We start from the raw sequence: 13975 nt of genomic DNA on the forward strand, positions 1-13975 counted from the left end.
CCGCTCATGAAAAAGACGCACCTCCTGCTCTTCGTGGCTCTTCCGCTGCTGGCGATCGGCGCGGCGAGCTTCCTTGTGGTCTCCGGAGCGGCCGAAGAGCGGAGGGTGCAGGACGATCCGCGCAGCGCTCCGCCGGTCGTCGCGATGGCCGAAGCCAGAAGGGTCGGGCACGTCGAGCGCGCATTCACCGGCTCGATATCGGCGCGCGTGCAGAGCAATCTCGGCTTCCGCGTGCCCGGCAAGATCGTCGAACGCCTCGTCGATGTCGGCGAGCGCGTCGTCGCCGGCCAGCCGCTCATGCGCATCGACGAGAGCGATCTGCGCCTTGCCCTGACGGCCAGGCAGAACGCGGCGGCGGCCGCCCGCGCGGTTGCGGTGCAGGCCCGCGCGGACGACGAGAGATACGCCGATCTCGTTGCGAAGGGATGGGTGACGAGGCAGCGCCATGAACAGGCCAGGGCGGCGCTGGACTCCGCCGAGGCGCAGCTCGCCGCCGCCGAAGCCGAGGCCCGGGTCGCGGCGAACGAGGCCGAATATTCCACCCTCGAAGCCGACGCGGACGGCGTCGTCGTGGAGACGCTCGGCGAGCCCGGCCAGGTCGTCGCGGCCGGACAGGTGGTGGTACGGCTCGCCCATGCCGGACCGCGCGAGGCCATCGTCGCTCTTCCCGAGGCGGTCAGGCCAGCTCTGGGCTCGCAAGCAGAGGCGAGCGTCTACGGCCTCGACCAGCGGCGCTGGCCCGCCCGCCTGAGGCAGTTGTCGGATTCAGCCGATCCGCAGACCCGGACCTACGAGGCGCGCTACGTGCTGGACGGCGATGCGGCATCGACGCCGCTGGGCGCGACGGTGACGCTGTGGATCGCGGATGCCGATGCCGCCGAGGCTGTCGAGGTGCCGATCGGCGCCGTTCTGGACGACGGCCGCAGGACCGGCGTCTGGGTGATCGACGAGGCGACGTCCACGGTCGGCTTCAGGCCGGTGACGATACGCCGGCTCGGCGGGGAGACCGCGATCGTATCGGGCCTCGAGCCCGGCGAGCGGATCGCGGCCCTGGGCGCCCATCTCCTCCATGACGGCGAGACCGTGCGCGTTCTGATTGCAAAGGCGGATACGCCATGAGCTTCAACCTTTCGGCGCTCGCCGTCCGCGAGCGCTCGGTGACGCTGTTCTTCATCATCGCGATCGCGGTCGCCGGCGCCTTCGCCTTCCTCAAGCTCGGCCGCGCCGAGGATCCCGCCTTCACCGTGAAGACGCTGACCGTCACCACCGCCTGGCCGGGCGCGACGGCGCAGGAGATGCAGGACCTCGTCGCCGAGCCGCTCGAGAAGCGTCTTCAGGAGCTGCAATGGTACGACCGGGTCGAGACCATGGTGCGGCCCGGGCTCGCCTTCATGACGCTCACCCTGAAGGACAGCACCCCGCCGGCCGCGGTGCAGGAGCAGTTCTACCAGGCCCGCAAGAAGCTGGGCGACGAGGCCCGGAAGCTGCCCGCCGGGGCCATGGGCCCGTTCGTCAACGACGAATACTCGGACGTCAGCTTCGCGCTCTATGCGCTGAAGGCCAAGGGCATGCCGATGCGTGCGCTGGTCCGGCAGGCCGAGGCGATCCGCCAGCAGCTCCTCCAGGTGCCCGGCGTCAAGAAGATCGACATTCTCGGCGAGCGGCCGGAACGGATCTTCGTCGAGTTCTCCTATGCGAAGCTGGTCACGCTCGGCGTGTCGGCGCAGGACATCTTCGCCGCCCTCCAGCGGCAGAACGCGGTGACGCCGGCGGGTTCGATCGACACCGAGGGACCGCAGGTCTTCATCCGTCTCGACGGCGCCTATGACGATCTTCAGAAGATCGCCGACACGCCCATCGCCGCCGGCGGCCGCACGCTCAAGCTCTCCGACATCGCCGATGTCCGGCGCGGATACGAAGACCCGGCGACCTTCATCATCCGCCATCAGGGCGAGCCGGCGCTGATGCTGTCCGCGGTGATGCAGGACGGTTGGAACGGCCTCGACCTCGGCCGCGCGCTGGAGGCGGAGACGGCGAAGATCGCCGGCGCCCTGCCGCTCGGACTCAGCCTGACCAAGGTGACCGACCAGGCCGTGAACATCACGGAGTCCGTCGACGAGTTCATGCTGAAATTCGTCATGGCGCTCGGGGTCGTGCTGCTGGTCAGCCTGCTCAGCCTCGGCTGGCGGGTCGGCATCGTGGTCGCGGCCGCGGTTCCGCTCACCCTCGCGGTCGTCTTCCTGATCATGCTGGAGACCGGCCGCTTCTTCGACCGCATCACCCTCGGCGCCCTGATCCTCGCGCTCGGACTGCTGGTCGACGATGCCATCATCGCCATCGAGGTGATGGTGGTGAAGATGGAAGAAGGCATGGGCCGGATCGCGGCCGCGGCCTATGCCTGGAGCCACACGGCGGCGCCGATGCTCTCGGGGACGCTGGTGACGGTGGTCGGGCTCATGCCGGTCGGCTTCGCGCGTTCGACCGCCGGCGAATACGCCGGCAACATCTTCTGGATCGTGGGCTTCGCCCTCATCGCCTCGTGGGTCGTCGCCGTGGCCTTCACGCCCTATCTCGGCGTGAAGCTGCTGCCCGAGATCAAGCCGGTCGAAGGCGGGCACCACGCCATCTACGACACGCCGAACTACCGTCGCCTGCGCCGGGTCATCGCCTTCGCCGTGCGCCACAAGTTCCTCACCTGCGGCGCGGTGGGCGTGGTCTTCGCGCTCTCCGTCATCGGCATGGGCGCGGTGAAGCAGCAATTCTTCCCGACCTCCGATCGTCCCGAGGTGCTGGTCGAGGTGCGCATGCCGGAGGGCACGAGCATCGAGACGACGGAGCGGACGGTCGAGACGGTCGAGCGCTGGCTGGCGGACCAGCCGGAGGCGCAGATCGTCACGAGCTATGTCGGCCAGGGCGCACCGCGCTTCTTCCTGGCCATGTCCCCGGAATTGCCCGACCCCGCCTTCGCCAAGATCGTCATCCTGACACCCGACGCGGAGGCTCGCGAAGCCCTGAAGCGCCGGCTGCGCACGGCCGTGGCCGAAGGGCTCGCGCCCGAAGCCTATCTGCGCATCACCCAGCTGGTGTTCGGCCCCTACACACCGTTCCCGGTCGAGTTCCGGATCATGGGACCGGATGCCGACGAGCTGCGCCGGATCTCCGAGCAGGCCCTCGCCGTCATGCGGGGCGTTCCCGACGTGCGGCAGGCCAATCGCGACTGGGGCAATCGCGTGCCGACCCTGCGCTATGTCCTCGACCAGGACCGGCTGCGCCTCATCGGCCTGTCGCCGGCGGAAGCGGCGCAGCAGCTGCAATTCCTGCTCACCGGCGTCACCGTCACGCAGGTCCGCGAGAACATCCGCACCGTCGACGTGGTCGCCCGCAGCGCCGGCGGAGAGCGGCTCGATCCCGCCCGCCTCACCGACTTCTCGCTCACCAGCCGCGACGGGCGTCTGATTCCGCTCGACCAGATCGGCCATGCCGAGGTGCGCATGGAAGATCCGATCATGAAGCGGCGCGACCGGATCCCGACGATCGCCGTCCGCTCCGACATCGGCGAGGCCACCCAGCCGCCCGAAGTCTCGATGCGCGTCATGCAGGCCCTGCAGCCGCTGATCGCCTCGCTGCCGGACGGCTACCGCATCGAGATGGGCGGCTCGATCGAGGAAGCGGGCAAGGCCAATGTCGCGCTCGCCGCCGTGTTCCCGATCATGATCGCCCTGATGCTGGTCTTCATCATGCTGCAGGTCCGCTCCTTCTCGGCGACCGCCATGGTGATGCTCACCGCCCCGCTCGGCCTCGTCGGCGCCGTGCCGATCCTGCTCGCCTTCAACCAGCCCTTCGGCTTCAACGCCATTCTGGGGCTGATCGGGCTCGCCGGCATCCTGATGCGCAACACGCTGATCCTGATCGGGCAGATCAAGGAGAACAGGGATGCCGGGCTCGACGACTACCACGCCGTGGTCGAGGCGACCGTGCAGCGCGCCCGGCCCGTCATCCTGACGGCGCTCGCCGCCGTGCTGGCCTTCGTCCCGCTCACCCATTCGGTGTTCTGGGGGTCCATGGCCTACACGCTGATCGGCGGGACGGCCATCGGCACCGTGCTCATCCTGCTCTTCCTGCCGGCGCTCTACGCCGCCTGGTTCCGCGTGGCGCCGGCGGCCGCGGTCTCGCCGAGACCCGGAGCCGCCTTTGATCACGGACACCGCGAGGCAATCCCGGCGCCGGCCGGCGCCGAGTGACGGACGCATATGGCCGCAATGCGTTCCACGGTCATGGGATCGAACAATTTGGAAAGGAACGGAGGGGACGGTGGGGCGGCTGTTGCGAATCGAATAAGTGTCGGCTTATATGTCCACATGACCGCGCCCGAGATCTTCCAGGCCCTGGCCGACCCGACCCGCCGCGCCGTGTTCGAACGGCTGTCCGGCGGCGAGATGAGCGTCTCCGACCTCAAGGCCGGATTCGCCGTGTCGCAGCCGGCGATCTCCCAGCACCTCGCCGCGCTGCGCCGCGCCGGGCTGGTGGCAGAGCGGCGCGATGGCCGCTTCGCCTATTACCGGGCGACGCCGGAAGGGCTGACGCCGCTGCTGGACTGGATCGACCGCTACCGCGCCTTCTGGCCGGAGCGGGTCGCCCGCCTGAAGACCCTGCTCGAGGATATGGATGATGCGTGATCCGAAGCCCGACCCGGCCGATGCCGTGACCGTCGACTGCGCGCTGGACCATCCGCCGGAGAAGGTGTGGCGGGCGCTGACCGAGCCGGACCTCCTCGGCGCCTGGCTGCTGCCGAACGATGCCCGGACCGAGCTGGGGCCGGCCGAGGTGGGCCGGCGCTTCACCCTGCGCGGCGGGCCGGGGGCGGAGAAGCCGATCGACTGCGAGGTGCTGGCGGCGGAGCCGCCGCGGCTGCTGCGCTACAGCTGGCGCGGCCGCGACGGCGAGCGCGACGCCGGCGGCCGGGCGCTGGACACGGTGGTGACCTTCACCCTCGACCGCACCGCGGCCGGCGGCACCCGGCTGCGCATCGTGCACAGCGGCTTCCGCGTCGGCGCCCGGGCGACGACGCTGCGGGCCGGCGCGCCGAGGGCACGACGGGTTCCCGGCCGACGCGCGGCGGCGCGGCCGCGGGCCATGGCCGTTCGCGGGGGGCTGCGATGGGCGGCATGACCCTGGTGCCCATGGTGGTGGAGCAGTCGGGCCGCGGCGAGCGCGCCTTCGACATCTTCTCCCGCCTGCTGCGCGACCGGATCATCTTCCTGAACGGCCCGATCGACGACGGCGTCTCGGCGCTGGTCTGCGCCCAGCTGCTGTTCCTCGAGTCGGAGGATCCGCGGAAGGAGATCGCGATGTACATCAACTCGCCGGGCGGGGCGGTGAGCAGCGGCCTCGCGATCTACGACACGATGCAATACATCAAGAGCCCGGTGTCGACCGTGTGCATGGGCACGGCGGGGTCGATGGGCTCCTTCCTGCTGATGGCCGGCGCGCCCGGCCGTCGCATCGCCCTGCCCAACGCCCGGGTGGTGCTGCACCAGCCCTCGGGCGGCTTCCAGGGCCAGGCCTCGGACATCGAGCGCCACGCCGAGGACATCGTCCGGCTGAAGCGGCAGATCAACCTGCTCTACGCCAGGCATTGCGGCCGGGCCTATGACGAGGTGGAACGCACCCTCGACCGCGACCGCTTCATGACCGCCGAGGAGGCGAAGGCCTGGGGCATTGTCGATCACATCTTCGAGCACCGGGAAGAAGCTGCCTGAGAGGGGCGGTCGCCGTTTCGCGGGGCGCGACCCGGATCCGTGCCGGAAGCATCGCCGGCGCCCTTGTGCTTGCCCGCTGCACCGCAATATCGGACGGTGGGAAAGCTCCTGGGCGAAGGGATCATCATGACCGGATCCGCAGCGCGTCATCGCGTGGTCATCATCGGCGCCGGCTTCGGCGGGCTGGAGGCGGTGCTCCGGCTGAAGGGCGCGCCGGTCGACATCACCCTGATCGACCGCCGCAACCATCACCTGTTCCAGCCGCTGCTGTACCAGGTCGCCACCGCCTCGCTGGCGCCGTCGGAGATCGCCTGGCCGGTGCGGCACCTGGTGCGGCGGCGGCCCGAGGTGCGCACCATCCTGGGCGAGGTCACCGGCATCGACATCGCCGGCCGCGCGGTGCAGCTCGGTGACGAGCGGGTGCCCTACGACACCCTCTTGGTCGCGACCGGCGCCCGGCACGCCTATTTCGGCCATGACGACTGGGAGCCCTTCGCGCCCGGGCTGAAGGACATCGACGACGCCACCGCGATCCGCCGCCGCATCCTGACCGCCTTCGAGCGGGCGGAGACCGAGCCGGACCCGGCGATGCGCCGGGCGCTGCTGACCTTCGTCATCGTCGGCGCCGGCCCGACCGGGGTGGAGATCGCCGGCACCATCGCCGAGCTGGCGCACCACACCATGGCCGAGGACTTCCGTGCCCTGGACCCGAAGGAGGCGCGCATCCTGCTGGTCGAGGCCGGGCCGCGGGTGCTGGCCGCCTTCCCGGAGGACCTGTCGGACTACGCACACAAGGCGCTGGAGCGGCTCGGCGCCGAGATCCGCACCGGCCAGGCGGTGACCGCTTGCGATGCCGAGGGCGTGGCGCTGGGGGCGGAGCGGATCCCGGCCAAGACGGTGATCTGGGCCGCGGGCGTCCAGGCCTCGCCGGCCGCGATCTGGCTGGGGGCCGAGTCGGACCGCGCCGGCCGGGTCATGGTCGCGCCGGATCTCACCCTGCCGGGCCATCCCGAGATCTTCGTGGTCGGCGACACCGCCCGGCTCGACGGCTGGGAGGGCAAGCCGCTGCCCGGCATCGCCCCGGCCGCCAAGCAGCAGGGCCGCCACGTCGCCGACACCATCCGCGCCCGGTTGGCGGGCCGGCCGGAGCCCCGGCCGTTCCGCTACAAGCACGCCGGCAGCCTGGCGACCATCGGCAAGCGCGCCGCGGTGATCGATTTCGGCTGGATCAAGCTGCGCGGCTGGCTGGCGTGGTGGATCTGGGGCATCGCCCACATCTATTTCCTGATCGGGCTGCGCAACCGCCTGACCGTGGCGCTGAGCTGGCTGTGGATCTACACCACCGGCCAGCGCAGCGCCCGGCTGATCACCGGAAGAGGGCGGGAAGAATAGGCGCCCCGCCTCAGAAGGGGGAACGACCATGGGGAACACGGTTCTCGCCGACGGCATCGCCGGCACCGCGCTGATCCGGGCGCCGTCCAATCTCGGCCTCAGGCCGCTGCGGCCGGGGCATGAGCCCGGGACCTGGCGGGCGCCGGAGATGCTGACCCGAGCCGGGCTGGAGGCGCGGCTGGGGCCGGCGCGGACGGTCGACCTGGCACGGCCGCGCTACAGCACCGAGAAACCGCCCGGCACGGTGCTGCGCAACGGCCCGGCGATCCGCCGCTTCAACGAACAGGTCGCCGATGCGGTCGAGGCCGCGCTGCGCGACCGGCTGTTCCCGGTGGTGGTCGGCGGCGACTGCTCGATCCTGATCGGCTGCCTGGCTGGCGCCCGCCGGCATTCCGAGCTTTCCCTGGTCCATCTCGACGGCCACAGCGACTTCCGCCATCCGGGCAATTACGAGCCGGACCTCCCGCTGCATTCGGCCGCCGGCATGGACCTGGCGCTGGCGATCGGCCTTGGCGACCCGTTGATGCTGCGCTGGGACGGCATTCCCGACCCGCTGGTGCCGGCGGAGCGGGTGATCCAGATCGGCGAGCGCGAAGACCGGGACCCCGACTGGGGCTGGAAGGACATCAACGACACCGCGATCACCCGGATCGACGTGTTCGAGCTGCTGGAGCTGGGGCCGGAACAGGCGTTGCGCCGCAGCTTCGCGGTGCTGGACCGGACGCCGGAGATCCCGTTCTGGCTGCATCTCGACGTCGACATCCTCGACCAGGCGGTGATGCCGGCGGTGGATTCGCCAGGCAGCCCGGGGCTGGACTATGACGGGCTGGCGGCGCTGCTGCGCGGCTTCCTGGGCTCGCCCCGCTGCCTTGGCCTGAACGTCACTATCTACGATCCGGACCTGGACCCGGACGGCACCTATGCCCGCGGCCTGGTCGGCATGCTGGCCGAGGGGCTGGAACCGTTGACCGCGGCGCGCCGCCGGCCCTAGATCGGGCGCCTGACCGCCGCGACCGGGAGCATCCGATGACCGCCAAGAGCCCCGTCCGCCCGGAGAGCCGGGCCGCGATCCCGCGCGGCGTGTGGATGCTGGGCTTTGTCAGCCTGTTCATGGACGTCTCCTCGGAGATGATCCACGCGCTGCTGCCGGTCTTCCTCTTGACCACGGTCGGCGCCAGCGCCGCGGTGATCGGGCTGATTGAGGGCATCGCCGAGGCCACCGCCTCGATCGTCAAGGTGTTCTCCGGCGTGCTCAGCGACTGGTTCGGCCGGCGCAAGCTGCTGGCCGTGCTTGGCTACGGGCTCGGCGCCCTGTCGAAGCCGCTGTTCCCGCTGGCCGGCAGCGCCGGGCTGGTGCTGGCGGCGCGCTTCGTCGACCGGGTCGGCAAGGGCATTCGCGGCGCGCCGCGCGACGCGCTGGTCGCCGACCTGACCCCTCCGGCGATCCGCGGCGCCGCCTACGGGTTGCGCCAGTCGCTCGACACCATCGGCGCCTTTGCCGGGCCGCTGCTGGCGATCGGGCTGATGCTGGCCAGCGGCGGCGACATCCAGCTGGTGTTCTGGCTGGCGGTGATCCCGGCCGCGATCTCGGTCGCGATCCTGATCGGCGGGGTGCACGAGCCGGACACGGCCAAGCCGGCCAAGGCCCTGCGGTCGCCGATCCATCGCGACGAGCTGCGCCGGCTGGGCGGCGCCTACTGGCGGGTGGTCGCCGTGGCGGCGGTGCTGACCCTGGCGCGGTTCAGCGAAGCCTTCCTGGTGCTGCGGGCGCAGGAGGCCGGGTTGGCGGCAGCGCTGGTGCCGCTGGTGCTGGTAGTCATGAACATCGCCTATGCCCTGTCCGCCTACCCGGCCGGGGTGCTGGCCGACCGTCACGACCCGAAGCGGCTGCTGATCCTCGGCTTCGGCGTGCTGATCGCGGCCGACCTGCTGCTCGCCCTCGACGGCGGGCTGTGGGCCGTGCTGGCCGGCACCGCGCTGTGGGGGCTGCACATGGGCATGACCCAGGGCCTGCTGGCGGCGCTGGTGGCGGAGACGGTGCCGGCCGACCGGCGCGGCACCGGCTTCGGCCTGTTCAACCTGATCGGCGGCCTGGCGCTGCTGCTGGCCAGCGCGCTGGCGGGCGGGCTGTGGAGCTGGGTCGGTCCCGGCGCCACCTTCCTGGCCGGCGCCGGCTTCACCGTGATCGGACTGGCCGGGGCCGTGCTGCTGCTGCCGAGGCGGGCCGCGCGCTAATGCGCCATCAGCACCGGGCGGTCGGCGTGGAACAGCATGTGCTCGGTGACGCCGCCCAGGATCATCTCGCGGAACCGGCTGTGGCTGTAGCCGCCCATCACGATCAGCCCGGCATTGGCGCGCTGGGCCGCGGTCAGGATGGCGGCGTCGACCGACTGCTTCGGATCGTCGCCGGCGATCCGGTTCGATGGCGCGCCGTGGCGGCTGAGATAGCGCACCAGCTCGGCCGCGGTGCAGCGGTCCTCGCCCTCGTCGCGGGTGTAGACGCTGACGGTCGTCGCCGCCTCCAGGAAGGGCAGGGCGGCGGCGACGCTGCGCGCCGCCTCCTTGCCGCCGTCCCAGGCGACCAGGATGCGATCGGCGAAATCCTCCGGCACCGGGCCGGGCACGATCAGCACCGCCCGGCCGGTCTCGAACAGCGCCGCCTCCAGGACCGCGCGGCTGGCGTTCGGGTCCTGGCCCGGGCCGGGCGTCACGATCAGGTCGGCCACGGTGCCGCGGTGGCCGATCGCGCCGGTCTCGCTGCCGGTATCCTCGCGGTACTCCACCTCCGGCCCGGCGCCGGCTTCCGCCACCGCCGCCTCGAACGCGGCGCGGTTGCGGGCCGCGACCTCCTTCGACGCCTTCTCCGCCCCCTCCAGCAGCATGCTGGTGGCGACCGCCATCTCGGCCCCGGTGTAGGCCAGGACCCGCTGCGGGTCGGGGCGAAGCGACAGCACCTCGACCGACGCGTCGAAGCGCCTGGCGACCAGCAGGGTCGCGTCGAGCGCGGCGCGGTCGCCGGCATGGCCGCTGAGGGGGACGAGCAGATGCTGGATGGTCATGCAGCCTCCGGGGCTCTCGGGTCCGCCCCCATTGTCCCCCTATAAGCGGCGCCGATCCAGCGTTTCGGCGTCCGGCCCGTCGGCGGCGCCGTTGACCGCGAGGTCGCGCAGCTGCTGATAGAGGTCCGGCGTCTCGGCGGTGCAGACGCAGATGCCCCGGGCCGGCTCGTCGCCGGCGTTGAGATAGGCGTGGCCCATGGTGCTGTCGAGATAGATGCCGTCGCCCGGCTCCAGCACCTCCGGCGCGTAGAATTCGGTGTGGACCGCCACGCGCCCGGCGGTGACGAAGAAGTACTCCTCGCCCGCGTGGCGCAGCAGCGGCCCGAATTCCTCCAGAGTGCGGGCGCGGATCACGGCCGTGATCGGCACCATGCGCTTGCCGACGATGTCGGTGCAGACATAGCCGTAGGTGTAGTAGCGGGTGTCCACGATCTGCCCCTGGCCGGCCCGGCTGATGCTGCGCCGGGCGGTGACCATCTGCGGAGCCGGCGCCGCGGGCGCCGCAGGGTGGAACAGCTCGGCGATCTCCATGCCGAGGCCGGTGGTGAGCTGCAGCAGCTTGTCGTAGGTCAGCGACATCTGGTGGTTCTCCACCTTCGACAGGGTGGAGAGGGCGAGGCCCGTGCGCTCGGCCACCTGCTTCAGCGTCAGCCCGCGGGCCTGGCGCGCGGCCTTGAGGCAGTCGCCGAGCTGCGTCCGCGCGGCGTCGCTGCCGGTCTGGCGACGTGTCATCTGTGCATCTCTCCCGGGCCTTTCCGAAGCATCCAATTTTACGGGTCTTGAGGCTGTCTGAGCAACATATGGGGAGTACAAGCCGCATTTTGATCATTAGGTGCTCAATCGCTTTCCGGATTTGAAAATTTGAGGATGATCGGAAACTCCAGCAGCGATCGAGGCCAGCCATGAGCGCCCTCTGCGATCTGACAGCGACCGATCTGCGCCGGCAGATCGCCGCCCGGACGGTGTCCCCGGTGGAGGTGCTGGAGGCCTGCCTGGACCGGATCGGCGCGGTCAACCCAGCGGTCAATGCCGTCGTCGTGCTCGATGCGGACGGCGCCCGCGAGGCGGCCCGGGCGGCCGAGGCCGCGGTGATGCGCGGCGAGCCGCTGGGCCCGCTGCACGGCCTGCCGCTGCTGGTCAAGGACACCCAGGATGTCGGCGGCCTGCGGACGACCTATGGCAGCCCGATCTTCGCCCGGCACGTGCCGGTGGCGGATGCCGGCTGCGTCGCCCGCCTACGGGCCGCCGGGGCGATCATCATCGGCAAGACCAACACGCCGGAATGGGCGGCGGGCGGCAACACCCGCAACCCGGTCTACGGCGCCACGGGCAACCCCTTCGATCCGATGAAGTCCGCCGCCGGCTCCTCCGGCGGCTCGGCGGTGGCGCTGGCCTGTGGCATGGCGTCCCTGGCCACCGGGTCGGACACCGGCGGCAGCCTGCGCAACCCGGCCGGCTTCTCCGGCATCATCGGGATGCGGCCGTCCTACGGCCTGGTGGCCAGCGAGAAGCGGGGCGTCGGCTGGTCGGGGCTGTCCACCGACGGCCCGATGGCCCGGACGGTGGCGGATGCGGCGCTGATGCTGTCGGTGATGGCGAGCGACGACAGCCGCGATCCCCTGGCCTACACGCTGCCGGGCGAAGCGGTGCGCGGCCGGCCGGACCGCTGGGCCGCGGTGCCCGAGACGGATCTCAAGTCGCTGCGCCTCGCCTTCACCGAGGATTTCGGCTTCGCCCCGACGGAGCGGCATATCCGGCGGGTGTTCCGCAGCCGCGTGGCGGCGCTGGCCCCGCTGTTCGCCGCGGCCGAGGAGGCGACGCCGGACTGCGCCGGCGCCGACGACGCCTTTGCGGTGCTGCGCGCCTCGGTCTTTCTCGCCATGCACGAGAAGACCTATCGCGAGCGGCCGGAGATGCTGGGCCCGAACGTGCGCGCGAATGTGGAGGAGGGGCTCGGCTACAGCCTGTCCGACTACGCCCGGGCCGCAGCCGCCCAGACCCGCATCTACCGCGCCTTCCAGGCCTTCTTCGAGACCCATGACGTGCTGGTGAGCCCGACCATCACGCTGAGCCCGCGGCCGTGGTCGGAGCCGTACCCGGCCGAGATCGACGGCGCGCCGACGCGGTCCTACTTCCACTGGCTCGCGCTCGCCTATGCGGTGACGCTGGCGGGCCACCCAGCCATCAGTCTGCCGCTCGGCGTCGACGAGGCCGGCATGCCGTTCGGCCTGCAGATCGTCGGCCCGCGCGGCGGGGATGCGCTGACCCTCGGCGTCGCCGGGGCGCTGGAGGCGGCCTGCGCGTCGGATCCGCTGCTGTGTCGCCCGGTGCCGGATCTGGCGGCGCTGGCCGCCGCCCGGCCGCTGCGCGAGGCGCCGGGCTTCATGACCTGGGAATAGACCTCGGGCCGCGACCCCCGGAGAGCCGGGGGCGACAAGCATCAAAACACAAACAAGCGGAGGCGTTCGTGCTGAGGAAGATATCCGTCAACCGGACGGCGATCATCGGCTTCTCGCTGCTGTATGTCGCCTTCTGCATCTCCTATATCGACCGGGCGGCGATGTCGCTGGCGCTGACCCATGTGGGCCAGGAGTTCGGGCTGAAGCCGGACGAGCTGGGCGCCGTGCTCAGCATCTTCTTCCTCGGCTACGCCATCATGCAGATCCCCGGCGGCTGGCTGGCCGACCGGTTCGGCTCCAAATACGTCGTCATCACGACCATCGCCGCCTGGTCCGTCTTCACCATCCTCACCAGCCAGGCATGGTCGCTGGCCTCGCTGCTGGTCATCCGCTTCGTCTTCGGCCTGGCGGAGGGCGGCTTCCCCTCCGCCAGCGTCAAGGGCGTGGCGGAGCTGGTGGAGAAGGACGCCCGGCCGAAATTCTCGGCCCTGCTGACCTCCTCGAACTATCTCGGCAGCATGGTGGCGCCGCTGATCATGGCGCCGCTCATCATCGCCTTCGGCTGGCGCCACGCCTTCGAGATCGTCGGGGTGGCGGGCGTGGTCTTCGCCGTCTGCTATTTCTTCGCCGTGCCGTACCGGCGCCCGGCGCCGCGGGTCGGCGAAAGCGGCGGGCGGCCGCGCACACCGGTGCGCGACCTGATGAGGAACCCTCTGATCTGGCAGCTTCTGGTGGTCTGGTTCGGGCTCAGCTGCGTCAACAAGGGCCTCGATTCCTGGATGCCCACCTATCTGCTGCAGCAGCGCGGCCTCGACCTGAAGTCGGTCGGCCTGCTGACGCCGGTGCCTTTCCTGATGGCCACCATCGCCACTGCCATCGGCGGCTGGGTGATGACGAAGTTCTTCGCCCAGCGCGAGAAGTACCTGCTGATCGGCAGCGCCGTCCTGACCGGCATCTTCCTCTACGCCATGTACAGGTCGGATACGATCGCCGGGGTGATCTTCTTCCAATCGCTGGTCTATTTCTTCAAATCCTTCGTGCTCGCCACCGTGATCGCGCTGCCGACCAAGGTGCTGGCCGACGACCAGATCGGCACCGGCATCGGCATCGTCAACACGGGCGGGCAGAGCGCCGGGTCGATCGCGCCCTATGTCATGGGCGTGCTCGTCGCCAGCCTCGGCACCTATGACGCCGCCTTCAACTTCCTCCTGGTGATGACCGCGGTCTCCGTCCTGGCGGCCACGACGATCAGGACCCGGGCGCCGGCCCCGAGCCTGCGGCCGGCCGCCTAAGCATGCACAGCGTCGCTGGCGGAGATGATGACGGGAGATCGCCTCTTCGCGGAGCCCGCCCCCATTCTTTCCGC

The 13975-nt window shown here is 70.8% G+C and carries 12 protein-coding genes; 10 read left to right on the plus strand and 2 right to left on the minus strand.

Features of this window, described 5'->3' with window-relative positions:
* Positions 1–6 precede the first annotated feature (6 nt).
* The 8 genes from KXR53_RS20940 (at position 7) to KXR53_RS20975 (ending at position 9386) form a co-directional block, all read left to right on the plus strand.
* Positions 7–1119, plus strand: coding sequence for an efflux RND transporter periplasmic adaptor subunit (locus KXR53_RS20940; protein ID WP_437377203.1), 1113 nt, complete (start codon positions 7–9; stop codon positions 1117–1119).
* Positions 1116–4241 carry an efflux RND transporter permease subunit gene (locus tag KXR53_RS20945; protein WP_437377204.1) on the plus strand — a complete coding sequence of 1042 codons (3126 nt, stop codon included), beginning with the start codon at positions 1116–1118 and terminating at the stop codon, positions 4239–4241. Before KXR53_RS20940 ends, KXR53_RS20945 begins: the two co-directional genes overlap by 4 nt.
* Positions 4242–4358: 117 nt before the next feature.
* Complete coding sequence (locus KXR53_RS20950; RefSeq protein WP_437377205.1) at positions 4359–4676, plus strand: ArsR/SmtB family transcription factor; 318 nt, start codon at positions 4359–4361, stop codon at positions 4674–4676.
* Positions 4669–5169 carry an SRPBCC family protein gene (locus KXR53_RS20955; protein ID WP_437377206.1) on the plus strand — a complete coding sequence of 167 codons (501 nt, stop codon included), beginning with the start codon at positions 4669–4671 and terminating at the stop codon, positions 5167–5169. The genes KXR53_RS20950 and KXR53_RS20955 overlap by 8 nt, the downstream gene beginning before the upstream one ends.
* Positions 5166–5759: an ATP-dependent Clp protease proteolytic subunit gene (locus KXR53_RS20960; protein WP_437377207.1), complete on the plus strand. Its 594-nt coding sequence runs from the start codon at positions 5166–5168 to the stop codon at positions 5757–5759. Before KXR53_RS20955 ends, KXR53_RS20960 begins: the two co-directional genes overlap by 4 nt.
* A 126-nt stretch (positions 5760–5885) precedes the next feature.
* Positions 5886–7151 carry an NAD(P)/FAD-dependent oxidoreductase gene (locus tag KXR53_RS20965; protein WP_437377208.1) on the plus strand — a complete coding sequence of 422 codons (1266 nt, stop codon included), beginning with the start codon at positions 5886–5888 and terminating at the stop codon, positions 7149–7151.
* A 28-nt stretch (positions 7152–7179) separates the two neighbouring features.
* Entirely contained in the window at positions 7180–8142 is a 963-nt protein-coding gene (locus tag KXR53_RS20970; RefSeq protein WP_437377209.1) for an arginase family protein, read from the plus strand.
* 35 nt (positions 8143–8177) lie between these two features.
* Positions 8178–9386 (plus strand): MFS transporter, encoded by a 1209-nt coding sequence (locus KXR53_RS20975; protein ID WP_437377210.1) that lies wholly within the window; start codon positions 8178–8180, stop codon positions 9384–9386.
* On the opposite strand, the gene KXR53_RS20980 is transcribed toward KXR53_RS20975, so the two are convergent.
* Positions 9383–10210 carry a universal stress protein gene (locus KXR53_RS20980; RefSeq protein ID WP_437377211.1) on the minus strand — a complete coding sequence of 276 codons (828 nt, stop codon included), beginning with the start codon at positions 10208–10210 and terminating at the stop codon, positions 9383–9385. The genes KXR53_RS20975 and KXR53_RS20980 overlap by 4 nt on opposite strands.
* A 39-nt stretch (positions 10211–10249) precedes the next feature.
* Positions 10250–10942 carry a helix-turn-helix domain-containing protein gene (locus KXR53_RS20985; protein WP_437377212.1) on the minus strand — a complete coding sequence of 231 codons (693 nt, stop codon included), beginning with the start codon at positions 10940–10942 and terminating at the stop codon, positions 10250–10252.
* A gap of 170 nt (positions 10943–11112) precedes the next feature.
* Between KXR53_RS20985 and KXR53_RS20990 the strand changes: the two genes are divergently transcribed.
* Together KXR53_RS20990 and KXR53_RS20995 are read left to right on the plus strand one after the other, a co-directional pair.
* Entirely contained in the window at positions 11113–12609 is a 1497-nt protein-coding gene (locus KXR53_RS20990; protein ID WP_437377213.1) for an amidase, read from the plus strand.
* Positions 12610–12677: 68 nt separating this feature from the next.
* Positions 12678–13901, plus strand: coding sequence for an MFS transporter (locus KXR53_RS20995; protein ID WP_437377214.1), 1224 nt, complete (start codon positions 12678–12680; stop codon positions 13899–13901).
* The last annotated feature ends 74 nt before the right edge of the window (positions 13902–13975 follow it).

Source organism: Inquilinus limosus (assembly GCF_051487185.1).
Classification (GTDB): domain Bacteria; phylum Pseudomonadota; class Alphaproteobacteria; order DSM-16000; family Inquilinaceae; genus Inquilinus; species Inquilinus limosus_F.